The 26,857-nt window shown below is 62.5% G+C and carries 24 protein-coding genes; 17 read left to right on the forward strand and 7 right to left on the reverse strand.

Annotation, left to right across the window (positions count from 1 at the left end; genetic code table 11):
• Nucleotides 1-17 precede the first annotated feature (17 nt).
• The 6 genes from L0U83_RS32450 to L0U83_RS32475 all read left to right on the forward strand — a co-directional run bounded on the left by L0U83_RS32450 (nucleotide 18) and on the right by L0U83_RS32475 (nucleotide 6,816).
• Nucleotides 18-2,015 carry a beta-galactosidase gene (locus L0U83_RS32450; protein ID WP_233888268.1) on the forward strand — a complete coding sequence of 666 codons (1,998 nt, stop codon included), beginning with the start codon at nucleotides 18-20 and terminating at the stop codon, nucleotides 2,013-2,015.
• 64 nt (nucleotides 2,016-2,079) lie between these two features.
• A complete protein-coding gene (locus tag L0U83_RS32455; protein WP_233888269.1) occupies nucleotides 2,080-3,342 on the forward strand; it encodes an ABC transporter substrate-binding protein in 1,263 nt (420 codons plus the stop codon).
• Nucleotides 3,343-3,432: 90 nt separating this feature from the next.
• The gene (locus L0U83_RS32460) at nucleotides 3,433-4,407 is read left to right on the forward strand and encodes a carbohydrate ABC transporter permease (protein WP_373321156.1); all 975 of its coding nucleotides are present in this window, start codon (nucleotides 3,433-3,435) and stop codon (nucleotides 4,405-4,407) included.
• A gap of 21 nt (nucleotides 4,408-4,428) precedes the next feature.
• Entirely contained in the window at nucleotides 4,429-5,280 is an 852-nt protein-coding gene (locus L0U83_RS32465) for a carbohydrate ABC transporter permease (RefSeq protein WP_233888270.1), read from the forward strand.
• 92 nt (nucleotides 5,281-5,372) lie between these two features.
• Nucleotides 5,373-5,888, forward strand: coding sequence for a pyridoxamine 5'-phosphate oxidase family protein (locus tag L0U83_RS32470; RefSeq protein ID WP_233888271.1), 516 nt, complete (start codon nucleotides 5,373-5,375; stop codon nucleotides 5,886-5,888).
• A 124-nt stretch (nucleotides 5,889-6,012) separates the two neighbouring features.
• The gene (locus L0U83_RS32475; protein WP_233888272.1) at nucleotides 6,013-6,816 is read left to right on the forward strand and encodes an FRG domain-containing protein; all 804 of its coding nucleotides are present in this window, start codon (nucleotides 6,013-6,015) and stop codon (nucleotides 6,814-6,816) included.
• 20 nt (nucleotides 6,817-6,836) lie between these two features.
• Here L0U83_RS32475 and L0U83_RS32480 read toward each other — a convergent pair whose 3' ends face one another.
• Together L0U83_RS32480 and L0U83_RS32485 are read right to left on the reverse strand one after the other, a co-directional pair.
• Complete coding sequence (locus tag L0U83_RS32480) at nucleotides 6,837-7,133, reverse strand: YciI family protein (protein ID WP_233888273.1); 297 nt, start codon at nucleotides 7,131-7,133, stop codon at nucleotides 6,837-6,839.
• A gap of 310 nt (nucleotides 7,134-7,443) precedes the next feature.
• Nucleotides 7,444-8,217: an SDR family oxidoreductase gene (locus L0U83_RS32485; protein ID WP_233888274.1), complete on the reverse strand. Its 774-nt coding sequence runs from the start codon at nucleotides 8,215-8,217 to the stop codon at nucleotides 7,444-7,446.
• Nucleotides 8,218-8,310: 93 nt separating this feature from the next.
• On the opposite strand from L0U83_RS32485, the gene L0U83_RS32490 reads away from it, so the two are divergent.
• From L0U83_RS32490 to L0U83_RS32515, 6 genes are all read left to right on the forward strand, one after another.
• Nucleotides 8,311-8,934: a TetR/AcrR family transcriptional regulator gene (locus tag L0U83_RS32490; protein ID WP_233888275.1), complete on the forward strand. Its 624-nt coding sequence runs from the start codon at nucleotides 8,311-8,313 to the stop codon at nucleotides 8,932-8,934.
• Nucleotides 8,935-9,450: 516 nt separating this feature from the next.
• Nucleotides 9,451-11,871, forward strand: a complete 2,421-nt coding sequence (locus L0U83_RS32495; RefSeq protein ID WP_233888276.1) for a DUF3141 domain-containing protein — start codon at nucleotides 9,451-9,453, stop codon at nucleotides 11,869-11,871.
• Between the two features lie 94 nt (nucleotides 11,872-11,965).
• Complete coding sequence (locus tag L0U83_RS32500) at nucleotides 11,966-12,079, forward strand: hypothetical protein (RefSeq protein WP_233889107.1); 114 nt, start codon at nucleotides 11,966-11,968, stop codon at nucleotides 12,077-12,079.
• 28 nt (nucleotides 12,080-12,107) lie between these two features.
• The gene (gene fabI / locus L0U83_RS32505; protein ID WP_233888277.1) at nucleotides 12,108-12,890 is read left to right on the forward strand and encodes an enoyl-ACP reductase FabI; all 783 of its coding nucleotides are present in this window, start codon (nucleotides 12,108-12,110) and stop codon (nucleotides 12,888-12,890) included.
• 377 nt (nucleotides 12,891-13,267) lie between these two features.
• Entirely contained in the window at nucleotides 13,268-14,191 is a 924-nt protein-coding gene (locus tag L0U83_RS32510; protein WP_233888278.1) for a transporter, read from the forward strand.
• Between the two features lie 557 nt (nucleotides 14,192-14,748).
• Nucleotides 14,749-15,339, forward strand: a complete 591-nt coding sequence (locus L0U83_RS32515; RefSeq protein WP_233889108.1) for a BPSL1445 family SYLF domain-containing lipoprotein — start codon at nucleotides 14,749-14,751, stop codon at nucleotides 15,337-15,339.
• Nucleotides 15,340-15,562: 223 nt separating this feature from the next.
• Here the strand turns inward: L0U83_RS32515 and L0U83_RS32520 are convergent, their stop codons facing one another.
• The 3 genes from L0U83_RS32520 to L0U83_RS32530 all read right to left on the reverse strand — a co-directional run bounded on the left by L0U83_RS32520 (nucleotide 15,563) and on the right by L0U83_RS32530 (nucleotide 18,840).
• Nucleotides 15,563-17,368 carry a putative Ig domain-containing protein gene (locus L0U83_RS32520; RefSeq protein ID WP_233888279.1) on the reverse strand — a complete coding sequence of 602 codons (1,806 nt, stop codon included), beginning with the start codon at nucleotides 17,366-17,368 and terminating at the stop codon, nucleotides 15,563-15,565.
• 489 nt (nucleotides 17,369-17,857) lie between these two features.
• On the reverse strand, nucleotides 17,858-18,244 hold the full coding sequence (locus tag L0U83_RS32525; protein ID WP_233888280.1) for a TIR domain-containing protein: 387 nt from the start codon (nucleotides 18,242-18,244) through the stop codon (nucleotides 17,858-17,860).
• The gene (locus tag L0U83_RS32530; protein WP_233888281.1) at nucleotides 18,241-18,840 is read right to left on the reverse strand and encodes an NUDIX domain-containing protein; all 600 of its coding nucleotides are present in this window, start codon (nucleotides 18,838-18,840) and stop codon (nucleotides 18,241-18,243) included. Before L0U83_RS32530 ends, L0U83_RS32525 begins: the two co-directional genes overlap by 4 nt.
• A 194-nt stretch (nucleotides 18,841-19,034) precedes the next feature.
• On the opposite strand from L0U83_RS32530, the gene L0U83_RS32535 reads away from it, so the two are divergent.
• Nucleotides 19,035-19,790, forward strand: a complete 756-nt coding sequence (locus tag L0U83_RS32535; protein WP_233888282.1) for a DeoR/GlpR family DNA-binding transcription regulator — start codon at nucleotides 19,035-19,037, stop codon at nucleotides 19,788-19,790.
• A gap of 21 nt (nucleotides 19,791-19,811) precedes the next feature.
• Here the strand turns inward: L0U83_RS32535 and L0U83_RS32540 are convergent, their stop codons facing one another.
• Entirely contained in the window at nucleotides 19,812-20,948 is a 1,137-nt protein-coding gene (locus L0U83_RS32540; protein WP_233888283.1) for a peptidyl-alpha-hydroxyglycine alpha-amidating lyase family protein, read from the reverse strand.
• A 221-nt stretch (nucleotides 20,949-21,169) separates the two neighbouring features.
• Here L0U83_RS32540 and L0U83_RS32545 point away from each other — a divergent pair, with 221 nt between their 5' ends.
• Together L0U83_RS32545 and L0U83_RS32550 are read left to right on the forward strand one after the other, a co-directional pair.
• The gene (locus tag L0U83_RS32545) at nucleotides 21,170-22,198 is read left to right on the forward strand and encodes a helix-turn-helix domain-containing protein (protein WP_233888284.1); all 1,029 of its coding nucleotides are present in this window, start codon (nucleotides 21,170-21,172) and stop codon (nucleotides 22,196-22,198) included.
• A 31-nt stretch (nucleotides 22,199-22,229) separates the two neighbouring features.
• Nucleotides 22,230-22,658, forward strand: a complete 429-nt coding sequence (locus tag L0U83_RS32550) for a hypothetical protein (protein ID WP_233888285.1) — start codon at nucleotides 22,230-22,232, stop codon at nucleotides 22,656-22,658.
• 169 nt (nucleotides 22,659-22,827) lie between these two features.
• On the opposite strand, the gene L0U83_RS32555 is transcribed toward L0U83_RS32550, so the two are convergent.
• The gene (locus L0U83_RS32555) at nucleotides 22,828-24,375 is read right to left on the reverse strand and encodes a methyl-accepting chemotaxis protein (RefSeq protein WP_233888286.1); all 1,548 of its coding nucleotides are present in this window, start codon (nucleotides 24,373-24,375) and stop codon (nucleotides 22,828-22,830) included.
• A 411-nt stretch (nucleotides 24,376-24,786) separates the two neighbouring features.
• Between L0U83_RS32555 and L0U83_RS32560 the strand changes: the two genes are divergently transcribed.
• Complete coding sequence (locus tag L0U83_RS32560; protein WP_233888287.1) at nucleotides 24,787-25,764, forward strand: PhnD/SsuA/transferrin family substrate-binding protein; 978 nt, start codon at nucleotides 24,787-24,789, stop codon at nucleotides 25,762-25,764.
• 16 nt (nucleotides 25,765-25,780) lie between these two features.
• The gene (locus L0U83_RS32565) at nucleotides 25,781-26,806 is read left to right on the forward strand and encodes an amidohydrolase family protein (RefSeq protein WP_233888288.1); all 1,026 of its coding nucleotides are present in this window, start codon (nucleotides 25,781-25,783) and stop codon (nucleotides 26,804-26,806) included.
• Nucleotides 26,807-26,857: the final 51 nt, after the last annotated feature.

Raw genomic sequence — 26,857 nt, forward strand, 5'->3', positions numbered from 1 at the left:
CAAACGAGGACACAGAGATGCGTCTTGGAGTTTGCTATTACCCGGAGCACTGGCCGGAGGCCATGTGGAAAGACGACGCCGCGCGCATGAAGGCGCTGGGTATCGCGCAGGTACGTATCGCCGAGTTCGCGTGGAGCCGCATCGAGCCCACGCGCGGTGAGTTCGACTGGGGCTGGCTCGACCGCGCCATCGACACGCTCGGCGCCGCCGGCCTGCAAGTGGTGATGTGCACGCCCACGGCTACGCCGCCCAAGTGGCTGATCGACCAGCATCCCGACATTCTCCCCGTGGGCGCCGATGGCCGCGTGCGCGGGTTCGGCTCGCGGCGGCACTACGATTTTTCGTCGCCAACGTATTTCGAGGCTTCGCGGCGCATCTGCGAGGCGGTTGCGGCGCGTTATGGCCAGCATCCCGCCGTGGCCTATTGGCAAACCGATAACGAGTACGGTTGCCATCAAACGGTGGTCAGCTATTCGCCGGCGGCGGTGCAGCGTTTTCGCGAATGGCTCAAGGCACGCTACGGCAGCATCGACGCGCTCAATACCGCCTGGGGCACCGTATTCTGGAGCATGGAGTACCGCAGCTTCGACGAAATCGAGGCGCCCGTCGGCACTGTGACCGAGGCGCATCCGTCGCACCGGCTCGACTATCAGCGCTTTGCCTCCGATGAAGTGCAGCGCTACAACCGCATGCAGGTTGATATCCTGCGCGCGCATTCGCCGGGACGGCCCATCGCGCACAACTTCATGCAGCTGTTCATGGAGTTCGATCACTACAAGGTCGCCGCCGATCTCGACGTCGCGACGTGGGACAGCTATCCGCTCGGCGCGCTCGACCAGCAGTGGTTTGCACCCGATGTCAAGGCGCGCTATCTGCGCACGGGTCACCCGGACTTCGCCTCATTCAATCACGACGTGTATCGCGGCATGTCGAAGCTGCCGTTCTGGGTCATGGAGCAGCAGCCCGGCCCCGTGAACTGGGCGCACTGGAACCCCGCGCCGCTGCCCGGCATGGTGCGTCTCTGGAGCTGGGAAGCGTTCGCGCATGGTGCGGGTTGTGTGTCGTATTTCCGCTGGCGCCAGGCGCCGTTTGCGCAGGAGCAGATGCACGCGGGCCTGAATACGCCCGACAACCGCCCCGACCTTGGCAGCGCGGAGGCGGCGCGCGTGGCCGAAGAAATCGAGGCGGTGCTGGCAAAGGCGAAGGGCGGCCGCGACTTCGACGTGAAGACGCCCGTTGCGCTCGTGCTCGACTACGAGGCGAAGTGGCTCTTCGAAATTCATCCGCAGGGCGCGGATTTCCACTATCCGCGCTTCGCTGTGGAGTACTACTCGGCGCTGCGCGCGCTCGGCTTCGACGTGGATATCGTTTCGGTGCACGCACCGCTCGACGGTTACCGTCTCGTGGTCGTGCCGCCGCTGCCCATTGTCCCCGACGACTTCGCGCAGCGTCTCGCCAGCTCGGGCGCGCAAGTGGTGATCGGGCCGCGCACGGGCTCGAAAACGGTCGATCTGCAGATTCCCGCCAACCTGCCGCCGGGCCCGCTGGCGGCGCTCCTGCCGCTGCGTGTGTGGCGCGTGGAGTCGTTGCGGCCCAACATCAGCGAGCCAGTGCGCTTCGACCTGGACGGCGCGTCCGACGGCCACGCGCGCCACTGGCGCGATCTGCTCGAACTCGGTGCTAACACCGGCGAAAACGAATGGGCCGTGCCGGAAGTGCGCGCGACGTTCAGCGACGGTCATCCCGCTTATGTGAAGAGCGGTGCGGTCCACTACCTTGCCAGCCTGTTCGACGAGGCGAGCACGCAGGCGCTCTTTGCGCGCGTGGCGCGCGAAGCGGGCCTTGCGCCGCAGCCGCTTGGCGACGCGATACGCATGAGCCGGCGTGGCGGGTTCACCTGGGTATTCAACTATGGGCCGGGCACGCACACGCTTTCTGCGGATATTCCCGACGATGCAATCGTGATCGGCTCGCGTACGATAGAACCGCAGGGCGTGAGCGCGTACCGTTCGTGACAGACGCATTGCGCAGTTCCTTCCGATGCAGCACCGACAACGACGTATAACCAAGGAGACACGCATGATCGGCAAGACCCTCAGACCACGCCCCCTGCTCGTTGCTGCGACGCTGGCGGCGCTCGCGCTTGCAGGCACTTTTGCAAGCGCGGCGCAAGCCGGCACGCTCGAAATGAACATTGCCTACAAGGGCGCAAGCCAACGCGCCGTGTGGGAGCAGGTGATCGACGAGTTCAAGAAGACGCATCCCGGCACCGACGTGAAGGTGTCGTTCGTCGACGAGGAAGCCTACAAGGTGCAGTTGCCGAACTGGCTCACGACCGCGCCGCCCGACATCGTGAACTGGCACGACGGCGAGCGCATGGCCTACTACGCGAAGCGCGGCCTTTTTGCGGATCTTTCGGACGACTGGAAGAAGAACAACTGGGACAGCATGTACGCCTCGACGAAGGAGGCCTCGTCGTACCAGGGCAAGCAGTACGCCGCGCCCACGGTGTATTACTCGTGGGGCATGTTCTATCGCAAGGACCTGTTCGACAAGGTGGGCATCAAGAGCGAGCCGAAGACGTGGAATGAATTTCTCGACGCCTGCAAGAAGCTCAAGGCCGCCGGCATCGCGCCGATTGCCGTGGCTGGCCGCGACGCGTGGACGCTTGCCGGGTGGTTCGACTATCTGGACCTGCGCCTGAACGGCAACGCGTTCCACCAGAAGCTCATGGCGGGCGAAGTGCCGTACACCGACCCGCGCGTGAAGAAGGTCTACGTCACGTGGAAACAGCTGCTCGACGACGGCGACTTCATTCCCAATTCGCTCTCGTACGATCTGGATGCGGCGCAGCCGTTCCTGTTCCAGGGCAAGGCCGCGATGATGCTGATGGGCACCTTCATTACGGGCGGCTTCAGCCCAACGGTCAAGCAGCAGATGGGTTACTTCCAGTTCCCGATCATCGACCCGAACGTGCCGACCGCCGAAGATGGTCCGGTCGAATCGCTGCATATTCCGGGCAAGGCGAAGAACAAGGCCGACGCGCGCGCGTTCCTCGCGTTTGCGGAGACGCCCGAAGTTGGCGCGCAACTCGCCAAGGGTCTGGGTTCGCTTTCGGCGAACAGCAAGTCGCCGGAGCCCGAAGACCCGATTTCGAAGATCGGCTTCCAGATCCTTTCGAACACGAAGGGCGGCATTGCGCAGTTCTATGATCGCGACATGACGAAGGAAATGGCCGACGAGGGCATGAAGGGCATGCAGCAGTTCGTGTCCGATCCGACGAAGCTCGATTCGATTCTTGCGCAGCTGGAGCAGACGCGTCAGCGGATCTACAAGAAGTAAGGAATTCGAAGCAGGGGCGGGCGGTCGATGCTTGCGCCGCCTGCCCTTCGTGGACGCTGAAGGCTTTGCATGGGACAGGAGGTTTTTGCCGTGAGACAGGCAGTGACTCACACCGTTGCGCATCGCGTGGATGGAGCCGCGCCGGCTGGTGGCGAGAACGGCGGCATGCCGCACGCAAGCGGGCGGGGCATTCAGCCGCGCCGCCGCGCGTCGCCCACCGCGCGGCGCCAGCGCCGAGCCGCGTGCCTCTTTCTCGCGCCCGCGTGCATCATGTTCGCGGTCTACGTGATCTGGCCGATTCTCTCGACGCTGCGCCTGTCGCTCTACAACTGGGATGGCATGAGCGAAGCGAGTTTCGTGGGTCTCGCGAATTACGTCGAGTTGTTCCACGCGCCCACGTTCTACACGGCGCTCAAAAACAACGTGATCTGGCTGGTGCTGTTCCTGCTCGCGCCGCCCATGGGCCTCGCGATCGCGCTGTACCTCAACCAGGCTGTGGGCGGCATCCGCATCGTCAAATCGCTGTTCTTCGCGCCGTTCGTGCTTTCGGGCGTGGTGGTGGGCCTCATCTACTCGTGGTTCTACGACCCCACGTTCGGCCTGCTCGCGCTCATGCTGGGCCGCGGCATACCCGTGCTCGGCGACCCGAACTACGCCACGCCCGGCATCATATTCGCGGCGCTATGGCCGCAAACTGCGTACTGCATGATCCTCTATCTCACCGGCCTCACCACGCTCAACAGCGAGCAGATCGAGGCCGCGCGCATGGAAGGCGCGAAGGGCTGGAGCATGCTTTGGCACGTGATCCTGCCGCAGCTTCGCCCCGTCACGTTCATGGCGGTGGTCGTCACGATCATTGGCGCGCTGCGCAGTTTCGACCTCATCTCGGTGATGACGGGCGGCGGCCCGTTCGAAAGCTCGACGGTGCTCGCGTACTACATGTACGACCAGGCAATCAAATACTATCGGCTCGGTTATTCGGCCGCGATTGCCGTCGTGCTGTTCGCGATCATGCTGCTCTATATCGTCTATCACCTGCGCCGCCTGCTGCGCAGCGAGCACTGAATCCGCCACGAGGAGCCGCACATGTTTCCCATTCCGGTCGACAAATGGAAGCCCGCGTCGCGCCGCCTGTACAAACTCTCGCTGCCCGTGGCGCTCATCATCTGGCTGCTGCCGCTCATTGCCGTTCTGGTCACTTCGGTGCGTTCCACCGATGAACTGAGCGAAGGCAACTACTGGGGCTGGCCGAAGCACTTCGCGATGGTCGAGAACTATCGCGATGCGCTCACGACTTCGCCCATGCTCCATTACTTCTGGAACAGCGTGCAGATCACGCTGCCCGCCGTGGCCGGAGCCATCGCGCTCGCGGCGCTGGCGGGCTATGCGCTGGCCATCTACCGCTTTCCGGGCAATTCGGCACTGTTCGCGACCTTCGTTGCAGGCAACTTCGTGCCGATCCAGGTGCTGATGATTCCGGTGCGGGACCTCACACTGAAGCTAGGTCTCTACAACACGGTGGGAGGCCTGATTCTGTTTCATCTTTCGTTTCAGACCGGTTTTTGCGCGCTGTTCCTGCGCAATTTCATCAAGCAACTGCCGTTCGAGCTCGTCGAGGCCGCGCGCATCGAGGGCGCGAACGAATGGACCGTGTTCGTGCGCATCGTGCTGCCGCTCATTCGCCCGGCGCTCGCCGCGCTTGCCATTCTCGTGTTCACGTTCGTCTGGAACGACTACTTCTGGGCGCTGTGCCTGACTCAGGGCGACGACGCCGCGCCGATCACCGTGGGCGTTGCGGCGCTCAAGGGTCAGTGGACGACGGCATGGAACCTCGTTTCGGCGGGTTCGGTCCTGGCCGCCCTGCCTTCTGTGATGATGTTCTTCGCGATGCAAAAGCACTTCGTGGCAGGGCTCACGTTCGGCGCGACCAAGGGCTGAACGGTTGCTGAAAGGCGGGGCGATTTGACTTCGGCGCGGCGCTACGGTCCAATTTGGAGCCCGACGCAAGTCACGCCCGCAAGGAATGCCCCATGCAGCAAAACGAACCGGCCCCGCGGCCGACGCAGCCCGCGACGGAGCCCAAACCCGCCGCGCAACTGCCCGCAGCGCTCGTGCGCGAATTCGACGGCGATCACCTCGAAGCGCGCCTCGCCGATGCAGTTCGCCTTTCGACCGTAAGCGAGGACGGCTGGCCGCACGGCGCGCAACTGAGCGCGGGCGAGATCCTGGCCGTGGACGCCACCACGCTGCTCATCGCCGTCTGGCCGCAGTCCAGCACCACAGCCAATCTCGTGCGCGACGCACGCCTCACGCTTTCGCTCGTGCATGACGGTGCGCTGCTGGAGATACGCGCACGCGCTCACGCTGTGGCGCAGCGGCAAACGGCGCTCGAACTGAGCGTATTTCGCGTGGAAATCGAGTCTGTCACCGAGCATCGCGCGAAATACGCCGAGGTGCTGAGCGGCGTGACGTTCCGGCTCTACGAACCCGATCGCGTACTGGCGCGCTGGCGCGAGCAGATCGCGATGCTGCGTGCATTTGCCTGAGTTTGCATGAGGCGCGAGGCGAAGGCTTCGTGATGTTGTCATCGTCGATGTGCTAGCGTGTTCTGCGGGGCGCGCGCTTCATGGGCTCGTCGCCACGCGAGAGACAAACGCTACCGGACCAACGATGCAGACCACGGTACTCACAGACTGGCAGCAGTTCATGGCGCTGACCACGCAGCTCGACGGCTGGGCGTTTCGCGGCCAGCAGAACGCGCAGTGGCACCTCGAAAGCTCGCTCACGCGCTACATGCGCGACTACGTTGGCGACCGCCTGCAGTGGCGCCAGCGCGAGGAGCGCGCCATTCGCGTGTTTCGCCGCAAGGCGCACAACTTCCTCGCGCATCCGGACCTGCTCAAGGACGACCTTCGCTGCCTCGCGCTCATGCAGCACCACGGCGCGCCCACGCGGCTGCTCGATTTCACCAAGAGCCCGTTCGTCGCGGCTTTTTTCGCGCTGGAGCGCGCAACCGGCGACGCGGCCGTCTACGCGCTGAACACGCCCGCGCTCTGGAACAGCCGCGCGCTGCCCAAAGCCAATCCCACGCTCACGCGCGACGTGATCGACCCGCGAGCACACGACAACTTCGAACGCTATTTCTTTAGCAATACGAATGAAATCCTCTGGTCGGGCGAACCCACGGAGATGGACGACCGGCTCGTCGCGCAGTCGGGCACCTTCGTCGTGCCGGGCGTGATCGACAAGCCGTTGCAGGCGATTCTCGAAGGCTACGAGAGCCACGAGGAACTGCTGCACAAGATCGTGCTGCCCGAGCGCATCCGCATGGACGCGATGAAGTGGCTCTATCGTATGAACATCACGAATGCGTCGCTGTTTCCGGGGCTCGACGGGCTTGCGCGATCCATTGCGGTGGAACTGGAGATCGTATGGTCGGGCATGGTGGTGCCGATTGCGGGCTCAACGAGCTGAAGACCCCGTATCGGCCACGCTCACGGCATTTCGGGCCGCGGCAGATTGAGGCCGGGCGCGAGTCGCGTGGCCTTGAATGCCGTCACTTCGTAGGTGGCGACGCCTTGTTGCGCAAAGGGATCGGCGGCGAGCAGCGCATCGAGTCGCTCGCGCGGCATGTGCGAGGCGATGATCACGCCGCCGTCGCGCGGCATTTTTGGGCCGGCGGCAATGAAATTGCCCGCTTCGAACTGCGCATCGAGGTAGGCGCGATGCGCGGGAAGGGCGTCGTCGATGCGTTCGAGCGAGGCGGTATAGATCAGCGAAACGATGTACATGGGCGGTCGATAGAAAGCGGGAGAAAGCGCCTATGTTAGCGCGCGAGGCCACGCAACGCGGCAAGCTGCAACAGCATGATCGTCTTGCCGTCCACGATCTCGCTGGCGGCTTACGGCGAAGTTGACGAGCGCATACAGGCGGCCATGAACGGACGATGCCGAGCATGAAACCAGCGTCCGCATAGTGCAGAGGGCCGGTCACTAGCGGTATAAGCGCATTGGCGCGGCCGTAGGCGATGAAGGCCGTTCACCCTTGGATGCTGTGGGTGGCGGCGCTTCGCGGTCCGCCGCTTTGCGGCTACCCCAAGTTTCAGAGCCGGGCACCACCCGTCGCGTCGATGACCTGTCCCGTGATCCATCGAGCGTCAGGCGACGCAACGAAGGCGATGATGTCTGCCACGTCGGCAGGTTGACCGACACGAGAGAACACCGACAGGGCTTCCGCGCCGGCTCGTGCTTCGGGAATCGTGATCCAGTCCGCGTTCATGTCGGTCTCCGTGACGCCCGGCATTACCGTATTGACCGTGATGCCACGAGGACCGAACTCGGGTGCAAGCGCGAGCGTTAGTGTTTGAATTGCGCCCTTCGACGCCGCGTAGGCGGGATGTGTCGGCGCCGCGACACGCGTAAAGCCCGTCGAAATGTTGATGATCCGTCCGTTATCGCGGATATGATCAGCAGCCGCCTGGATCAGGAAGAACGGCGCCTTAAAGTTAATCGTCAGCAACTCGTCAAAGGTGGACTCACTGGTCTGCGCCAGCGAAACGGCAGGCGCCACACCGGCATTGTTGACAAGAATGTCGAGCCGAGGCTCACCGGTAGCGGCGACAGCAGCCCTTGAGAACTGCTCCCAAAGGCTGTCCGTCGCTTCCTTACCACCTCTAAGATCGGCCTTGATGCCGACGGCTTTGGCACCAAGACGCTCGATCTCCCGGATCGTCGCTGCGGCCGCATCGCTGTTGGCGCCATAGTGCACACCGATCAGAGCGGCACCTTCTCGTGCGAAGGCCAGCGCTGCTGCGCGGCCGATCCCACGTGAGCCTCCGGTGATAAGGGCAACCTTGCTTGAAAGTTTTCCAGACATCGATCACTCCGTTTCCGATTGATTGGCTAGTGATCACTATAATATTGAGCGGCAGGGAGCGCTGTCAATGCTTTTTATAGGACTCGATATAAAATGATTGGATCACCTCGAAAACGCGGCCGGCCCAGGACGCTGGACCGCGATGTCGGGCTCGATATCGCGGCGCGACTGTTTTGGGAGCGGGGATACGAGGGGACATCGATAGCCGACCTAACGGAGGCCATGGGCATCACGCCTCCGTCGCTCTACGCGACGTTCGGTTCAAAGGATGATTTGTTTAGACAGGCACTCGACCGTAACAGTGAGCGTGAGAACCAAAATCGACTTGGCGCTCTGCAAGGGCATCTATCGGCTTACGACGCTATAGCGTTTTACTTGCACGATGCAGCGGCGGGTTTTACTGACCCCAGCAAGCCACGGGGGTGCATGGTGTCAACTGCCGTTCTTCAGCATGGCGACAAGAGCGAGGCTGCAGCGCGAGAAGTCGCTGCACGGCGCGATCTCGCAATACAGTTGATCAAGAAACGCTTTGACCGCGCTGTTGCCGAGGGGGAACTAGCAACCGGGACCGACACCGAGGCACTCGCACGCTTTTACGCAGCCATCGTGCAGGGCATGTCTGCGCAAGCATGTGACGGAGCGTGTTCAGAGACATTGAAGCGTTTGGCCGATGTTGCGTTGTCAGCATGGCCAGGACGACAACTTTCCAGGACCTAGGCGGCTGCTTTGGGACGCCCCACGGACTCTTGCGAACGAGATTCGAGCGGCACAAACCGCTCCGCTGGATATGGGCCGATGGTCCTATAGAGAAACCACGCGAGAGGCTGCACGATTCGGTTCATGCGAACGGAATCGTCACAGGAAAGCGCGTCGACGACACTGCTGAACCGGCCAGCCTGGCGGAACCCCGTAACGAATCTGTCACACGCGTCTGCCAGTGTGTTGAGGGATACCCATGACAACATTGAACGCTACAAGCGTTTCTTGCCATATATTCGTAAGCATTCCTTTCATTCAATCGTCGTTCTACGCAAGACGTCCTGATTTCCCCGTCGTCGCTCTGTATCGAGACTCGTTCACCACAATATTAGATCGGCACAATTCGCCTCTTATCCAAAGCGACTCGCTCAGCATTACTCTGCTTGCACGAGTCGTAGACGTCTGCGTCCGATCGGACCCTCGCGACGGCGCACGCGTCCTCTCCCACTCGTTTGCGGACCAGAAGGTGATGCAATGACAGACGTAGCCAATCAATATGCACGTAGCCAGGAAATCGGACGCAAGGTTGCCCGGCTTCTCGCAAAACGATCGGAAGTCGCGCAAACCCAATTCAATCAGCGGTCGGCTGATGCGGCGGGGCGGCTTCGCGACGACGGCAAACCAGTTTCGGGTAGTCCCGCATGGACCACTGCGGTTGATCCCCTGGCCGGGTACCGCTACGCAACGGATCTCGTTGAGCGTTCCGTCCTCTTCTGGGATACCTTGCGTCAACGTGGCAATGCGTTCGTCGACCAGGCGCGCCAGGGTCTTCAACCCGTCCTGCATTTCGAACACGAACTCGTCGTCGACGGCCGGAAGCTAGCGCGGCCGGTCAACTACGCGCTCGTTCGCCTGCTGCCTCCTGAGGGAGTCGTCATCGACGTTAGCAAGCGTCCTTATGTGATCATCGACCCGCGCGCGGGCCACGGCCCTGGCATAGGCGGTTTCAAGGACGACTCGCAGGCCGGAGTGGCACTCAAGGCTGGCCACTACGTGTATTTCGTCATCTTCTTTCGCGACCCGGAGCCCGGCCAGACGCTGCTCGACGTCTGCGCGGCAGAAGAACAATTCATCAGAAAGGTGCGTGAACTGCACCCGGACAGCCCAAAACCGGCGATCGTCGGAAACTGCCAGGGCGGGTGGGCTGCCATGATGGTGGCGAGTTCCGACCCGGACCACACCGGGCCGCTCGTCATCAACGGCGCTCCGATGTCGTACTGGAGCGGCGCGTGGAGCGAAGGGGAGGGCGACAATCCCATGCGCTACTCCGGCGGCATGCTCGGCGGCACGTGGCTCGCGTCGCTGACTGCAGATCTTGGCAACGGCAAGTTCGACGGCGCTCATCTCGTGCAGAACTTCGAGAACCTCAATCCCGCCAACAGCCTGTGGGACAAGTACTATCACCTGTTCGACAACATCGATACCGAACCGCCGCGCTTCCTCGATTTCGAGCGCTGGTGGGGCGGCTATTACCTGATGAACCGCGAGGAAATTGAGTGGATCACGCGCAACCTGTTCGTCGGTAACAAACTCTGGTCGGGCGAGGTTCGCGGACTCGACGGGGCGGCGTTCGACCTTCGAGACATCAAGTCGCCGATCATTCTGTTCGCATCGCTTGGCGACAACATTACGCCGCCCCAACAGGCATTCAACTGGGTCGCCGACGTCTACGGAAGCACTGAGGAAATCAAGGCGCGCGGTCAGGTGATCGTCGGGCTCGTGCACCAGAGCATCGGCCATCTCGGCATCTTCGTCTCGGGCAAAGTCGCGAAGAAGGAACACCAGCAGATCGCTTCAGTACTCGAAGCGATCGAAGCATTCCCGCCCGGTCTTTACGGTATGGAGATTGCCGAGCGCCGGGGCGAGAACGGAAAGATCGAATATGACGTGTCGTTCCGGGAGTATCGGCTCGAGGATATCGTTGAGCGCCTGAACCGGTTCGAGCGTACCGACGAACATCCGTTCGAGGCCGTCAAGCGCGTATCGGAGTTGAATCAGCGCGCGTACGAGCTATTCCTGCAGCCCTGGGTAAGGGCGATGTCGAACGAAACGACGGCGAACCTGCAGCGGCAGTTTCATCCACTGCGCGCGCAACGCTGGGCGTTCTCGGACATGAATCCGTGGCTAGCGTGGCTTGGGCCGACCGCAGAGGCGGTCAGGGCGAAGCGCCTCGCGCAAGCCCATGAGGAAACGCCGTTGAAGGAGCTCGAGCACTATGGATCAGAAATGATCAGTGCATCGCTTGACTTCTATCGCGCAATGCGCGACGCCATGACGGAGAGCGCCTTCTTTTCGTTCTACGGCAACATGTTCGTCATCGAACAGGGCGACGAGGCGCAAGCGAGGCCCATCGAGGCAGCAGGGGCCCCGCGCGATCTGTCCTTCGTGAAGGACGCGTTGGCGTCGATGACCGAGGGCGGCTATACGGAAGCGCTTGCGCGTGCCGCTTGCCTGCTCGCGCGCCGTGGCGAGCCGCTCCCGCTTGCGCGGCTTGTCCTGCGGCACGAACTCGCGAAGGACTATGCCGCGTATCTGCCCCAGCTCCCCGGCGACCAGTGGAGGCGCGTGCGCGGTGAGCAGGAAATCATCGTGCGTTACGAGCCGGAGCAGGCGCTCGCCACGCTGCCACATTTGCTGGAAGACCCGAAAGACCGCGAGAAACTCCTTGAACTGGCTGAAAAGCTTTTGGCCGACAGACGCGTTCAGGAAACGGAGCCTACCGCTGCGCAGCTCAGCATGCTCGACAAGATCCGTTCGTCCTTGCCGCTGGAGCGTGGATCCCCGTCACGGTCAGCCACATCGATGCATGAGGTTCCTGAAGCACCGCGCGCCCGCGTGACACCGGGGCTCAAGGAGGCATCGCGAATAGTGAACACGAAAAGTACGACCGGCTGATTGCCACTTGCCGGTCTCTGCCGCCGCTGGCCACCGCCATGGCACATCCCTGCGATCCAGGCTCTCTATCGAGGGCGCGTTGCAGGGACTCGACGTGCTGGTTTTCGCGGCGGGCATCGGCGAGCACACTCCGGAGATCCGGCGGCGAGCCTGCGAACAGGCATGCTGGTGCGCAGTGGAAATAGACAGCAGTGCGAACGAGTCGTGAGTCTGCATGATTGCCAAAGGGGAGTCTAATGAGCCTGAACATTCAACATCCGGTCCTGTCGGGCAAGAAGGCGCTGGTGACGGGCATCGCCAACGAACATTCGATTGCCTATGGCTGCGCGAAGGCGTTCCGTGAAGTGGGCGCCGATCTCGCGATTACCTATGCCGACGAAAAGGCCAGGTCATATGTAGAGCCGCTGGCTAAAGATCTCCAGGCGCCCATTTTCATGCCGCTGAACGTGGCGCAGCAAGATGAACTGGAAGCGGTATTCGATCGTATTGCGAGTGAATGGGGCGAACTCGACATACTCGTGCATTCCGTCGCATGGGCGCCGAAGAGCGATCTGCAGGGAGGGCTGCTCAACTGCTCCGCTGAGGGCTTTGCGGCGGCCATGGATATTTCATGCCATTCATTCGTGCGGATGGCCCGGCTTGCCGCGCCGCTGATGAAGAACGGCGGTTCCATGTTCGCGATGAGCTATTACGGCGCGAACAAGGTGGTTCCCAACTACAACGTCATGGGCCCGGTCAAGGCGGCGCTGGAAGCGTGCGCGCGCTATCTGGCGTATGAACTGGGGCCGCAGCAGATCCGTGTGCACGCCGTGTCGCCCGGGCCCCTGAAAACCCGCGCCGCGTCCGGCCTGAAGGACTTTGATGTGCTCCTGACGCAAGCGGCGGAACGTGCGCCGCTTGGCGAACTGGTCGATATCATGGACGTAGGCTTCACCTGCGCGTATCTCGCGACGCCTTATGCCCGGCGATTATCCGGCGAGACGCTCTACGTCGACGGCGGCGTTCACATCATGGCGTAGGTGCACGACGCGCTAGCGTTGTTGCGTGAGGGGGCGCGGTTCTTCACGCTTCAATTCGCGCGCGTTGCCGCGTCGATGTGCAATCCCGCAGGCAGCGCTGGTTTCACCCGCTGAGCCAAAACCATTCTCCGTTTTTCGATACGGGCCAGCCGTCAGGTCTGTTTCTGCGTGCCGCAAACGGGGACTCGCTGAATCCTTTGCCCGATATACCGTGCGGCGCGTTCGCCCCAAGGCTGGCAGCCAGTTCAAACAATTGGACCAAGGTCCTATACCTCGAGATTGACCTCACTGATACGCTGGGTCAATCATGCTCGTGGATCCCACTCCGATCGCGCCGTGCATCGTCGCTGTTGGCGGCCAGCCAGGTAGACTTGATCATGAGGTGTCCATTCATCCACTGGACGCTTCGGCCCGCCGTCGCCGTCGTGCTCCTGCTTCTGGCGATTACGGCGCAAGCGCAGGAGCTGGAGCCGCGCAGCTATTCGCCCTCCCCAATCGGCACGAACTTTCTTGTCGTCAGCTATGCGTATCTGTATGGCGACGTGCTGACGGATCCGTCCCTGCCCATTACCGGTGTGCAGGCGAAGATCAACATCGTGTCGCTCGCGTACTCACGTACGTTCGCGCTGGCTGGTCACACGGCATCGTTCGCGTTGGCGATGCCCTTCAGCAGCGGGAATCTCAGCGGCGTCGTCATTGGCGCGCCAACCGAAGTGCATCGTGCTGGTATTGGCGATCTGAAGCTGCGCTTCGCGTGGAACTTCATCGGCAGTCCGGCGCTGACGCCCGAGGAATTCGCCCGGCGCGAGCAAGCGACTTCGGCAGGAATCAGCCTGACGATGTCGGCTCCGACCGGCCAGTATCTCCCTTCCCGGTTGGTCAACATAGGCACCAACCGCTGGGCATTCAAGCCGGAGATCGGCATCTCGCAGCCCTATGGAAACTGGTTCTTCGACGCGTCGGCTGGTGCGTGGTTCTTCACACGCAACAACGACTTCTTCAACGGCAACACACGAGGCCAGGATCCTCTCATGTTGCTGCAGCTGCATGCCGGGTACAGCTTCCGTCCGGGGTTATGGATCGCGGCCGACATCGGCTATGCCGCGGGCGGCCGCTCGAGCACGAACGGGGTGCCCAATGAAGACAGGCAGGCCAACATGCGTTACGGCCTGACGTTCTCCGCCCCCTTGGCACGCGGTTGGTCCGCGAAGCTGGCGCTTTCCAGCGGGTTTATCACGCGCGCGGGCGGCGACTACAAGTCCGTCGCGTTTTCGCTTCAATATCGCTGGTTCGATCGTTGAGGCGCGTAAACCTGTCGTGCCATCACGTCGCCTGGCGCGATGACTGCTGGTCGCGCTGACTGTGCCTCAGCGTAGCCGGATTGTGCCGGCCGATTCATGAGCGTTTGCGCCGCCTGCCCGGTAGTCGAGCCCACGCATCTCTGCAAGAGGTTGCCATCACCATATTGGACCTAAGTCCTATTGCGCAACGCGCGAGTCTGCCGAATATTGTTGGCACGATGACGAACCAGGCGCCCAGCCGGATTGGATTGATCGATATTGCTGCATCGCCAGATGAAGAGACTTCGCCTGGCTTTGGTTCAATTTTCACCCCCGCTGGCGGCGCCATAATCCTCGCCTCATTTTCCAATCGCATACGTCGAGGCGATTGAGCCGCCTGCAATAACTGGCCTCTCGACCTGCTCCATCCGTTCGCTTCGCATGACTCGTTTCTCGACGAAAATAACGAGCAGGTTCCGCCTTGTCATGCGCTCAACATAGCGAACGCATTGCCTGCATGCGCCACGCCGGATAGTTGCCAGAGGAAGTGAATTCGACCGTAACCCTTGATGGAGGTGATGATGCGCAGACGTTCTGTTCTGAAGACAGGTGCCGCGACGCTAACGATCGTGGGACTGTCGCTAACCGGATTCCCAGCGACAATGACCGAGGCCGTTGCCGCAGAGTCCGATGCGGCGAAGCGTCACGAAATCGACGCAAAGGTCAACGCGACACTGTCGCGGCTGTTCGAGACAGTCAAAGGCTCAAAAGAACTTGTCTCCAAGGCGAATGGTGTACTCGTATTCCCGGCTGTGATCAAGGCTGGCTTCGTCGCTGGGGGAGAATACGGTCAAGGCGCTTTGCGGGTAGGCGGGAAAACGGCCGGCTACTACAGCACGGCGGCGGGTTCATTCGGCTTGCAGGCAGGTGCGCAATCCAAGGCTGTCATCTTCCTCTTCATGACCCATGAGTCGCTTGCTAGCTTCCGCAACTCGAAAGGCTGGTCGGTTGGTGGCGAAGGATCGGTTGCGCTGTTGAAGGTTGGAGCGAACGGCCAGATCGATACGACAACGGCTACCGCGCCGGTTCAAGCCATTGTGATGACCAACGCCGGATTGATGGGTGACGTGTCGCTGTCTGGCGCCAAGATTTCCCGACTGAAAATCTGAAGTCGCTCGCGCTAGCGTATGCGGCCATCGCCACAAGAAAGTACGACGATCGACCGTGTTCGCTTTCCGACAAGAAAATAATCAGCCGGTGAACCGTGACGCCACCACGAAGGGACCGTAGAAGCGGTCCTTGAGGTCGCAACTGCCCGTGCGGCTGGATCGGGTCGAGACGACCCGAGTTCAGGCCGCCGCCGCGCGGGCTTTTTGTTTCGACTACTGACTATCAATGAAACAGTTCGGCGTGAGCCAGTATTCCGCGACCGAGTCCCCCGGTTATGAGCACGCTTCCGTTTGCTAGCAGCGTGGCCGTATGTTGCTCGCGCGCCCAACTCACGCTTGCCGTCTGCGTCCAGGTGCCCGTAGTGGGATCGTAAAGCTCGTCCGAATAGAGATCGCTCCCGGCTGCCAGTCCGGCAGCGGCAAGCACCCGGCCGTTTGGCAGCAACGTGGCGGTCAGGAAGTCGCGCGCATGGATCAGGCTGCCGGTCGGTGTCCATGTGCCAGCGGGCACGTACCGTTCGACTGACGACAGTTCAGTGTTCCCGTCCGTTCCGCCTATGGCCAGCACCGTACCGTCAGGCAACAACGCGGCGGCGAAATCGGTCCGCGCCTGACTCAGGCCACCCGTGGGCGACCAGGTGCCCGATGCTGGATTGTAGAGTTCCGCCGAAGCAAGGACGCCAGAATCGCTCGTCCCACCCACGACGAGGACGAGGCCGTTGGCCAGCAGCGTGGCCGTATGGGAAAAGCGCGCTTGCGCCATGGCGCCTGTCGGCGACCAGTTTCCCGTTGCCGGGTTGTACAGTTCAGCCGACGACAGGGCTCCCGCCTTGCCCTCGCCGCCCGCTACGAGCACGAGGCCGTTGGGTAACAGCGTGGCCGTGTGTAAATCACGCGCATCGCTCATGCTGCCGGTGGACGACCAGCTGCCCGAGGCCGGGTCGTACAACTCCGCCGACGACTGTTCACTGCCCGCGCCCGTTTTGAATCCGCCCGCCACGAGCACGCGGCCGTTGGGGAGCAGCGTCGCCGAATGGGATTGGCGCGCCTGGTTCAGACTACCGGTCAATGTCCAGGTGTTGGCGGCCGGATCGTACAGTTCGGCAGAGGCAGTGAGTCGCTTACCCGTTCCCGAAGCGACGAGGACCTGGCCATTGGGCAGGAGTGTGGCCGTGTGCCGGAACCGTGTCACATTCATTGAGTCAGCAGGTGTCCACTCTCCGCTCACCGGGTCGTCGACGCCGATGACGATCTGCACCGTGACGCTGCCCGCGCTGTTGCTGCCGGTAATCGTAAAGGTCGTCGGTGGCTGCGCCGTGGTCGGCGTACCGCTGATCGCGCCCGTCAGCGGATTGATGCTCAATCCGGCAGGTAGCGCTGGCGACACCGAGAAGAAGGTGATTTCATCGCCAGTGGACAGTGGCTCGTCGTATGAGATCGGGTGGCCCACGACGTAGACGGGAGCCAGATCCCAATAGCTGAGACTCGCCGGCGGCTGAGTGACAGCATGCACCTCGATCGTGAGTTGGGTCTCGACAGAATCGACGCTGTTGCTGCCGGTCACCGTATAGACGGTCGGAGGGCTGACCGCCAGGGGTGTGCCGGAGATGATGCCTGTTTGCGGATCGAATTGAAGCCCTGCGGGCAGGGCCGGCGAGATGCTGTACAGGGTGATTTCTCCGCCCGTGGCGATCGGTGTGTTGGGAATGATCGGCGCGCTCGTCGTATAGATCACAGCGGCGTTCAAGTAGCTCAGGGTTTCCGGGGCGACCGCTTCGGGCTTGACCTCGATCTCAACCTTGATGGACTCGCTACCCGCCGCATTGCTGGCGTTGATCGTGTAAATGGTGTCGGGGGAGACGCCGCTCGGCGTGCCGCTGATCGCGCAGGTCTGCGGATCGAGCGATAGCCCCGCGGGCAGCGGCGGCGACACGCTGCACTGCGTGATGGGGCCGCCACCGCTGCTGAGCGTATCGGGAATGATTTCAGTGCCTTGCGCGTAAACCACTGCAACATCGCGTTCGGTCAATCCGGCCGGCGCAGATACCGGCGTGTTGTTGCCGCCTCCATCGCCCTGGTTGCAACCCGCAGCCACTATCGCGGTAACCAGAAACAAGCAGGTCACGACTTGCCTGATATGCATGGAATCGACCCTCGCTCAGTTTTATCAGCTTAGGTCGTATGGCGAAAAAATCAGCCAAAAATAGCGGCGAGCGCTTGCTGGCCTGGTTGTCTTCTCTTGGCGTTGTAACGGCGGGTGATCAACTTTTTTCTGCGGCGCAACGGACCGTCCCGGTTGCCTCGGTTCCGTTGGCTGCTTCAGAGATTCCGCGGTGGCTGAACGGATGCCCTGTGATCAGGAAGCGTGTCCGGCTACGCCTGGCGCGGACATGGCATCTGCGCAGCGGCTGTTGAGGCCGCATACCTGGCGTGCGCCCGGTTTGCGAATCTGCGCAAGGGCGTGTGCAGCCGCCTCACGCCCCCATCACCGGCCGTCTGCTAATTGCGCGTAGACCGGCTAACCAGCGACAGACGCCCTGATAGTCACTTCGGGCAAGTCGTCAAGCCCGTAATAAACCGGCAACCCGAGCTTGTGCGCCAATTCGACGTCCCCATCAGCTCCCTTCGATTCGCCTGGAATGCGCAATACAGCATCGCACTGCTGAATCAGCCTACGCGCCGACGGGTATAGAAAGCGCTCGCTGATATCGTCGCCGATGCGCTCGGAACCGGCCGCGCGTGCGAGCGGGAGGGCGACCCATTCGCCGACCATCGGCATGTGGCCGCGCTCATACACCGCGAGTGCAGCAAGCTCCAACCTATGCAGATTCTCCATGATACGCGCGGGATCTCCATCGGTGCCGCCTCGATACGGGCCGGCGATCAGGACCAGTTGCGGCTTCACTTGGCGTGTTCCTCCGAAAGTCGACGCAGTGCGAGGTGCTGCACCAGCATGATGGTTTTCCCATCGACGATCTCGCCGCTCTCGATCGCCGCCAGCGCCTCGCTCAGGGGCATTTCGATCACTTCGAGATCCTCGCCTTCCTCCGCGATGCCGCCGCCCTTTCCAATGCGCGTGGAGGCGTCGTATTCGCCCAGATAGAAGTAGAGCTTCTCCGTCACCGAACCGGGGCTCATGAACGCCTCGAACACCTTGCACAGCTTGCGTACGCGGTAGCCGGTTTCCTCTTCGACCTCGGCGCGGATGCGCTCTTCCGGCGAGGTCTGGTCGAGCAGACCGGCAGCGGCTTCGATCAGCATGCCGTCGTGGCCGTTGACGAAAGCGGGCATGCGGAACTGACGCGTGAGGACGACGTTGCCGGTGGCGGGATTGTGCAGCAGGATGGTCGCGCCGTTGCCGCGATCGTAGGTTTCCCGGCTTTGGCGTTGCCATGACCCGTCACGACGCCGATAGTCGAACGTGACTTTCTTGAGTACGAACCAGTCGTTGGAGAGCAGGTTGGTTTCGACAATGCGAATCCGTTCTTTGGTTGCTGTCATTGATTTCTCGTCTCTGCTGACTTCGTCTAAATGCAAATCAATCCTGTCCTCGGCAATTGCACGGGCGCTTGGCAAGCCAGACGTGCAAACCCCTGGTGGCTTTCCTGCCCCCCTTGGTCAGTGTTCTCCATTCATGGTATCGTGCAGTTTCGTGCAAAATCAAGAAAATTCGTGCAACCGATTCGTACCATCTCATGCTCACAGACCAACGAAAGAAAGCGATACTCGAAGCGCTCAAGCGCGAAGGCCAGGTGCTCGCCGGCGAACTGAGCGCGAAGTTCGGCGTTTCCGAGGACACGGTGCGGCGCGATCTGCGCGAACTGGCGGCCGAAGGCCTGTTGCAGCGCGTGCACGGCGGCGCGCTGCCCGCTTCGCCGGCGGTGGCGCCCATTGCCGAGCGGCGCGGCATGGAGGTGGCGGCCAAGCGGCGCATTGCGCAAAAGGCAGCGAGCATGATCGCGCCGGGGCAGGTGGCGATCGTCGATGGCGGGACGACCTCGGCGCTGCTAGTCGAGTGCTTGCCGCGCGATCTGCGGGCGACCGTCGTCACGCATAGCCCCGGTGTGGCGGTCGCGCTCGCGGAGCATCCCGCCATCGAGGTCGTGCTGATCGGCGGGAAGCTGTACAAGCACTCGATGGTCACGGTGGGCGCGGCGGCCGTGGAGGCCATTGCGCACATACACGCGGACCTGTACTTCATGGGCGTGACGGGTGTTCACGCGCAAGCGGGACTCAGTACCGGAGATTTCGAGGAATCCTACGTAAAGCGCGCACTGGCCGCGCGCGCTGCGGAAACGGTCGTATTGGCCTCGGCGGCCAAGCTCAACGCCGCTTCGCCATACTGCATCGGTCCGATCGGCATGGCGCAGACTATCGTCGTCGAGCGCTCGACGGATGCGAAGCTGACCGAGCCGATCGAGGCGGCCGGCGTGACGGTGGTACGCGCGTGAGTGCGTGAGCGTGCCGTTACGCTAAGCGTGAAGCACCAGTTTCTGCACGCGCCAGTTCAGCAGTTCGGCGACGAAGAGCACATTCTTCGCGGGGCACGCCATTTCGTGGATCCAGCCGAATTGCTTCAACTGCTTGCCCGATTCGCCCAATACACCGAGCAACTCGCCATCGAGGCTCAACTTGTAGATGCGCCCAGGGAACGCGTCGGAGCTGTACAGCACCTGATCCGGACCGGGCGAGATGCAGATCGCCCAGGGCGACCCCGGTGCAAACGTGCCCGCGGCGATCGTTGCCTCGTCCGGCACGTTGCCAATAGCCGGCCGCGCGCCCGGTGGCACCGGGACGTCGATCGTGAACTGTTTCAGGAACTTGCCATCCGTGTCGAACACCTGAATACGCCGGTTGCTTCGGTCTGCGACATAAATCCGGTCCTGCGCGTCGACCGCGATGCTGTGTGGCGTATGAAACTGTCCGGGCCCGGTTCCGCGATCACCCCATGACTTGAGCCAGTTGCCGTCCTTGTCGACCTTCGCCACGCGCGAGTTGATATAGCCGTCGCTGATGTACGTGTTGCCGGCGGCGTCCCAGGCGACGTCGGTGACCTGGCGAAAGCGTCCGGGCTCGGAAGGCAACGGCGGGTTTGGATGTTTGAGCGGTCCCGTCTCTTCGTCCGCCGCCTCCTGCTTGCGGCCGAACACCATCGCCACGTGGCCATCCGGCGTGAACTTGATGACCATGTCCGAGCCCTTGTCCGTCACCCAGATGTTGTCCTGCCGATCGATCTTCACGGTGTGCGCAAATGACCACGCGTACAGGTTGTGGCCGATTTCCCTGACGAACCGCCCATCGGCCGCAAATTCGAGCAATTGCGCGGCGGCGGCGCCATAGGCCGGCCCCGTGCTATTGCCGCGCGAGAGCACAAAAATGTGCCCGTGCGAGTTCACCGCGACACCCGAGCATTCCCCGAAATACATATCCACCGGCAGCCGGACCGGGCTGGGAATGGAATCGTAAGCGATGGACGGAACCGTTTGCGTCTGGCCGAAGGCTGGCGCGGCGGCGAGGGCGGCGGTTGCCGCGAGGAACTGGCGGCGCGTGAATGCGCCCTGCAAAAGGCCGCCGCAGCATGGGCAGCCAATGGAATGAAGCGGGCTCATCGGACTTCCTCCTCTTGATCGACGACGGTGGCGAACGTTGTGCACTGCAACCCATGCGGCGCATCGAGCGGCCGCTACCCTGCGCGCGGCAAGACGCGTTCCCCGAAACCGAACACAAAGATTGCCGCGTACACCCTAAAGAATATGCGCGCGCAACCGATAGCGCAGTAGTCGAGTGGAGGATTCCCAGCCCGTAGTCAATTCGCATACCAAGGTCGCCCATGAGCCCAACGCCAAACTCCTTGCCTCATTCCGCGTTCGATACCAGCGTCTTGCCTCGCGACCAGCAGTTCTCGGCATGGCGCGACGCGGTGAGCGTCATCTTCGACACGCAGACCTCCGAATCGCGCGATGCCGGTTTTGGCTCCACCGTGAGCGGCTACCTGTTCGGCGATGTGGTGCTGGGCTCGATACGCACGGGCGCGCAGCGCTACGACCGCTCGAATGCGAAGATCGGGCGTGACGGCCACGATCAATATATTCTGCAGTTCTATCTAGGCGGCCATTGCCGGGTGCGCGACGGCGGACCGGACGGGTGCACGCAACCGGGCGACATGTTCATCGTGGACGCGGCCCAACCGCTCGCGACCGAAACCGCACAAAGCGAGTTCCTGAATCTGGCAGTGCCGCGGCGCTTGCTCGCGCCTTTGCTGACTGCGCCCGACCAGCAGAGCATGCGTGTGATTCGCGGCGCCGATCCCACGGTCGCGCTGCTGCGCGAGCATCTGGGCGCGCTCTACAGGCACGCCCCCCAGATGACGCTCACCAACGCCCAGGCCGTCATGCCCGCAACGCTTCAACTCGCGGCCAGCGCGCTCAACGCGAGCGTGAGCCCGGAACACATGCCGGCTGTCCAGCAATGCGCGTTGGTATCGATATGCCGGTATGTGGAGAAGCGCCTGACGGATCCGCAACTGAGCGTGGACCTGGTTGCGCGTGCATTCGGCATGTCGCGCGCGACGCTGTACCGCCTTTTCGAGCAGGAAGGCGGTTTCGCGACCTACGTGCGCGAGCGCCGCTTGCGGCGCTGCCGCGCGATGCTCGCCGACCCGGCGCAACGCAGCAAGTCGATTGCCGATATTGCCGCCGCGCACGGATTTACCGATGCCGCGAATTTCACGCGCGCCTTTCGCCGCTCGATTGGCCTCTCGCCGCGTGCGGTGCGCATGCTGGCGCTCAACGGCGATACCGAACTCGCGAAAGAGTCCGGTGCCGACGACTGGCGCTACTGGATGGCCTTGATGCGTTGAGCATGAATCGCGCGGATCGTGCAAGCCACGCGTGAGACAAAACAACAAGTATTTGAGACGTAACGACAGATTTGGCTTTAAGCACCGCCGATTCATTGCCGCGTCATGCGCCACCTGCAAAGATGCAGGCGCCTGCGAGATCCAGGCAAACGGGGGAAACATGAAGAAGACCCACAAAAGGCCGCGCCAAAGCGGCCTGTACTACTACGAAGCGACGTATTCGCTCGAACTCGCGCGTGGCGCGTCGCATATTTCCAGCATGCTATCGGCCGCGACACAGGAAGGCGCCGTGGACGAAGTTATGCACGAATTCATTGCGACGCACGGCAGGGCCGCGCTGGACGCGTTTTGCTGGCTGCTGGCCGAGCGGCTGGAAAAGCGCGGCTGCGCTGCGGCCGCGATGAAAGCCCGGGACTTCGATGCGTCCCGCCGGATGCGGGAGCTGGCGTGCGCGAGCTGAGCCGCGCACGGCTAAACACACGAACGTGCTCGTGTGACCAAGTGAAAGGTAATCCTAAGCAATCGCTTGCAAAGATCCTCGCAATATTCTTGCTGAACAGCGCGTGGAGTTGAGGCGGCCGGTTCGCCGGCCGCACCTCGATCGATCGCCTCTGATGCCTCGGCTGCGCTCAGCGCGCGAGCCTGAACGCCCCAACGGCATCGCGCAGCGCATCGGCCTGCTCGCTGAGCGCCATGGCGGCCGCGGCGGCCTCTTCCACCAGCGCAGCGTTTTGCTGCGAGACCTGGTCCATCTGCGAGACCGCGAGATTCACCTGCTCGATGCCGTCGCGCTGCTCTTCGGACGCGTTGGCGATTTCATGCATGATGGTCGTCACACGGCCGATGGACTCGCCAATCTCGTTCATCGTCTCGCCGGCCGAGCGCACGTACGCCGAGCCCGACGATACGTGCTCGACCGATTCGGCGATCAGCGTCTTGATCTCTTTCGCGGCCGCAGCTGAACGCTGCGCGAGCGAGCGCACTTCGCTCGCGACAACGGCGAATCCGCGCCCTTGTTCGCCCGCGCGCGCGGCTTCCACCGCGGCATTGAGCGCGAGAATATTGGTCTGGAAAGCAATGCCTTCGATGATGCCGGTGATGTCGGCGATCTTCTGCGAGCTGCCGTCGATGCGCTCCATCGTCTGCACGGCGTTGCTCACGACTTGCGAGCCGCGGTCGGCGACTTCCTGCGCACTATTGGCGAGCGTTTGCGCGCTGCGCGCGTTCTCGGCGTTCTGCTTCACCGTGGCCGTGAGCTGTTCCATGCTCGCAGCCGTTTCCTGAAGCGAGGCCGCCTGTTCTTCGGTGCGCTGCGAAAGGTCGTCGTTGCCGGCGGCGATCTGTCGTGTCGCCGTCGAAATGGACTCGGAGCTGTGGCTCACCTTGCGCACCGTGTGCGCGAGCGCGTCCTGCATGGCCTTCAGGCTCGTCACGAGGCGGCCCATTTCGTCGCTGGAACGCGTTTCGAGGTTCGCGCTCAGGTCACCGTCCGCAATGCGCTGGAGCGCGCCCTGAACGGTTTCGAGCGGCACTGCGATCGCGCGGTGCAGGCCCACGGCACACACGAGCGCCACGGCAAGTCCGAGCACGATCAACGCGATGCTGCCGGTGCGCAGCCATGAATAGCGGTCCTGCGCGCGGTCGAACGCTTGCTCGCCATGCGTCTTTTGCCATGCCTCGAGCGCGCCCGACGCCTTCGTGAGCGCAACCGAGAGCGGCGGAATGCGCTTCATCGCGATGTCGTCCTGACCCTGCCGGTCGCCTTGCTTGATCGCGGCCATGAGCGGCTGGATGCCTTGCTCCAGCATGCCGGTGAGGGCGGCCTGCACGCCGTCGGCGAGCGCCTGTTCTTCGGGATCGTGCGGCAGCGAGCGGTAGACGTCCCACGCCTTGTTCGAGGTGGCGAGGTAGGTCTGCGCCTTTTCGAGCAAAGGCTGAACGTCGGTCGCGTCGGGATGCAGGAGGATGCGGTCGAGCGTCGTGCGCGCGATGGTCAGATTCAGGTTCGTCTTGCCGATGTTGATGGCGGCGGCGAGCTGGTTCGAGTAGGCATAGCCGAGCGCCGTATTGGTGCGCGACATGCCCGCAAGGCCGGAAACGCCGGCTGCCACGATCAGCAAGGCCAGCACTCCGACCGCGATGCGCAGACGGACAGAGATAGAGAGTCGTGCAAACACGAGGATGGCTCCAGAACGCGAGGGACGATGTTGCAGAAAAACGGCAGTGGCTTCGCGCGTGCGAGACGGCGAAGCACTGAACACGCTCAGGACATGTTTACGGCGCGCGGAAACGGAACTGAAGGGCGGTGCGGGAGCCTTTGCGCAATGGTGGTTTTCCCGGGGTGCGGTCAGGTGCTCGCTGTGCAGCGAGCGTATCGGTGGTCGCCCGTTCATCAGTTGCGCGTGCGAGCCGGAACGTCTTCCAGTGAACAGGTTTCAAGCAAACCGGGTTCGACAAAAGTGCCAGTGAATGTGCGTTTTGTATAGGGACGACGCTGGCGGCCTCCCATATTCTCACTCCATCGAGACGATACGTCCGGCGCAGCGAAATACGTTAAGCAAGCCGCGCCGAGCAATCCAAAGGAGAGGATGTTGACCAAGAAAGTCCCGCTCAAGATCGCAATCGCTGAGCATCCGCACACGTCGGCCATACGCAACGGTTCCATTCCCATCGAGGGCGTGGACGCCGAATTCGTCACCGTTCAACCGCAGATCGGCGCATTCCGCCGCATGGTGCGCGACGTCGAATTCGACGTGTGCGAACTGGCGCCGACGACGTACATCATCGCCCGGGCTTACGGCGCGCCGTTCGTCGCACTGCCGATTTTCGTGGTGCGCCGTTTCCACCACAGCGGGCTGCTGGTGCGCCCGGAAGCCGGCATTCGCCACCCGAAGGATCTTGAAGGCAAGAAGGTTGGCGTGCGCGCCTATTCGGTCACGACCGGCGTGTGGACGCGCCAGGTGCTGATCGACGAGTTCGGGCTCGATTCGTCGAAGGTCACCTGGGTCGTCGACGACGAAGAGCACGTGACGCAACTCAAGCTGCCGTCGAACGTGATTCACGCACCCGCCGGTAAGTCGCTCGCGGACATGATGGCGAGCGGCGAACTGGTGGGAGGCTTTGCAGCCGCAGCGGGCATTGGCCGCACCGGCGCGCCCACGGGCGGCTGGAAGGAAGTCGAGGCGGACTACCCTGATCTGCTGCCCAACGCGGCCGAACTCGAAGCGCAGTACTACGCGCGCACCGGCATCTACCCGATGCACGGCACGATCGTCGTTAAGGACTCGGTGCTCGCCGAGCATCCGTGGATCGCGAGGTCGATTTACGACGCATTCGCCGAAGCGAAGAAGCAGTGGCTCGCCCGTCTCGATGCAGGCGAAGCGACGACCGCAGGCGACAAGAAGTACCTCGCGCTGCGCAAGATCGTCGGCCAGGACCCGCTGCCGTACGGCCTCGCGGAAAACCTGAAGACGATCGAGGCGCTCGAGCAGACCGCGTTCAAGCAGGGCCTCACGCCGCGCCGCATGGCGATCGACGAGCTTTTCGTCGATCCGCTGGCTCGCTGATACGAACGGAGACATCATGATTATCGATTGCCACGGCCACTTCACGACCGTGCCTGCATCGTTTCGCAACTGGCGCGCGAAGCAGGTTGAATTTGCCAACGACCCGGCCAACGCGCCGTCGCTCGACGGCGCCCATGTGAGCGACGACCAGATCCGCGAAGCGATCGGCAACGGCCAGCTTAAACTGCAACGCGAACGCGGCAGCGACCTCACGCTCTTCTCGCCGATCGCGGGCCTGATGAGCCATCACCTCGGCAACGAGCGCACGAGCCTGGAATGGGCCGAAGTGTCGAACAACCTCGTGTACCGCGTGACCGAGCTGTACGCGGACAACTTCGCGCCGGTGTGCCAGTTGCCGCAGTCGCCGGGTGTCGCGCCGAAAAACAGCATCGCTGAGCTGCGCCGCTGTGTGGAAGAGCTGGGCTTCGTCGGCTGCAACCTCAATCCGGACCCGTCGGGCGGCTACTGGACCGGCACGCCGATGACCGATCGCGAGTGGTATCCGCTTTACGAAGCGCTCGTCGATCTCGACGTGCCTGCGATGATCCACGTGGCCGCCTCGTGCAATCCGTGCTTTCACGGCACGGGCGCGCATTATCTGAATTCGGACACTTCAGTCTTCATGCAGATCCTGCAGTCGGACCTGTTCAAGGACTTCCCGACGCTGCGCCTCGTGATTCCGCACGGTGGCGGCGCGGTGCCTTATCACTGGGGCCGTTATCGCGGCATGTCGCTGGAAATGCGCGAGCGACCGCTTGAAGGACTGCTGAACAATATCTTCTTCGACTCGTGCGTTTATCACCAGCCGGGTGTCGAGTTGCTCACGAAGGTGATTCCGTCCGACAACGTGCTGTTCGGCTCCGAAATGATCGGCGCCGTGCGCGGCAAGGACCCGATCACGGGCCAGTACTTCGACGACACGAAGCGCTATATCGACGCGTGTCCGGCGCTCAGCGACGAAGACCGCTACAAGATCTTCGAAGGCAACGCACGCCGCGTGTATCCACGTCTCGACGCCCGCCTGAAGGCGCGCGGCAAATAAGCGCGATTAACAAGCGCGGCGCGAGCCGCACAGAAACAGACAAGTACAGAG

It is taken from the genome of Paraburkholderia flagellata, from assembly GCF_021390645.1.
Taxonomy (GTDB): domain Bacteria; phylum Pseudomonadota; class Gammaproteobacteria; order Burkholderiales; family Burkholderiaceae; genus Paraburkholderia; species Paraburkholderia flagellata.

What these genes read in the sequence shown, in the direction of transcription:
- L0U83_RS32465 (WP_233888270.1), top strand. Translation starts at nt 4,429, where the DNA reads ATGTTTCCCATTCCGGTCGACAAATGGAAGCCCGCGTCGCGCCGCCTG.
- L0U83_RS32475 (WP_233888272.1), top strand. Translation starts at nt 6,013, where the DNA reads ATGCAGACCACGGTACTCACAGACTGGCAGCAGTTCATGGCGCTGACC.
- L0U83_RS32455 (WP_233888269.1), top strand. Translation starts at nt 2,080, where the DNA reads ATGATCGGCAAGACCCTCAGACCACGCCCCCTGCTCGTTGCTGCGACG.
- L0U83_RS32510 (WP_233888278.1), top strand. Translation starts at nt 13,268, where the DNA reads ATGAGGTGTCCATTCATCCACTGGACGCTTCGGCCCGCCGTCGCCGTC.
- L0U83_RS32545 (WP_233888284.1), top strand. Translation starts at nt 21,170, where the DNA reads ATGAGCCCAACGCCAAACTCCTTGCCTCATTCCGCGTTCGATACCAGC.
- L0U83_RS32560 (WP_233888287.1), top strand. Translation starts at nt 24,787, where the DNA reads ATGTTGACCAAGAAAGTCCCGCTCAAGATCGCAATCGCTGAGCATCCG.
- L0U83_RS32470 (WP_233888271.1), top strand. Translation starts at nt 5,373, where the DNA reads ATGCAGCAAAACGAACCGGCCCCGCGGCCGACGCAGCCCGCGACGGAG.
- L0U83_RS32450 (WP_233888268.1), top strand. Translation starts at nt 18, where the DNA reads ATGCGTCTTGGAGTTTGCTATTACCCGGAGCACTGGCCGGAGGCCATG.
- fabI (WP_233888277.1), top strand. Translation starts at nt 12,108, where the DNA reads ATGAGCCTGAACATTCAACATCCGGTCCTGTCGGGCAAGAAGGCGCTG.
- L0U83_RS32495 (WP_233888276.1), top strand. Translation starts at nt 9,451, where the DNA reads ATGACAGACGTAGCCAATCAATATGCACGTAGCCAGGAAATCGGACGC.
- L0U83_RS32485 (WP_233888274.1), bottom strand. Translation starts at nt 8,217, where the DNA reads ATGTCTGGAAAACTTTCAAGCAAGGTTGCCCTTATCACCGGAGGCTCA.
- L0U83_RS32490 (WP_233888275.1), top strand. Translation starts at nt 8,311, where the DNA reads ATGATTGGATCACCTCGAAAACGCGGCCGGCCCAGGACGCTGGACCGC.
- L0U83_RS32480 (WP_233888273.1), bottom strand. Translation starts at nt 7,133, where the DNA reads ATGTACATCGTTTCGCTGATCTATACCGCCTCGCTCGAACGCATCGAC.
- L0U83_RS32540 (WP_233888283.1), bottom strand. Translation starts at nt 20,948, where the DNA reads ATGAGCCCGCTTCATTCCATTGGCTGCCCATGCTGCGGCGGCCTTTTG.
- L0U83_RS32535 (WP_233888282.1), top strand. Translation starts at nt 19,035, where the DNA reads ATGCTCACAGACCAACGAAAGAAAGCGATACTCGAAGCGCTCAAGCGC.
- L0U83_RS32530 (WP_233888281.1), bottom strand. Translation starts at nt 18,840, where the DNA reads ATGACAGCAACCAAAGAACGGATTCGCATTGTCGAAACCAACCTGCTC.
- L0U83_RS32515 (WP_233889108.1), top strand. Translation starts at nt 14,749, where the DNA reads ATGATGCGCAGACGTTCTGTTCTGAAGACAGGTGCCGCGACGCTAACG.
- L0U83_RS32565 (WP_233888288.1), top strand. Translation starts at nt 25,781, where the DNA reads ATGATTATCGATTGCCACGGCCACTTCACGACCGTGCCTGCATCGTTT.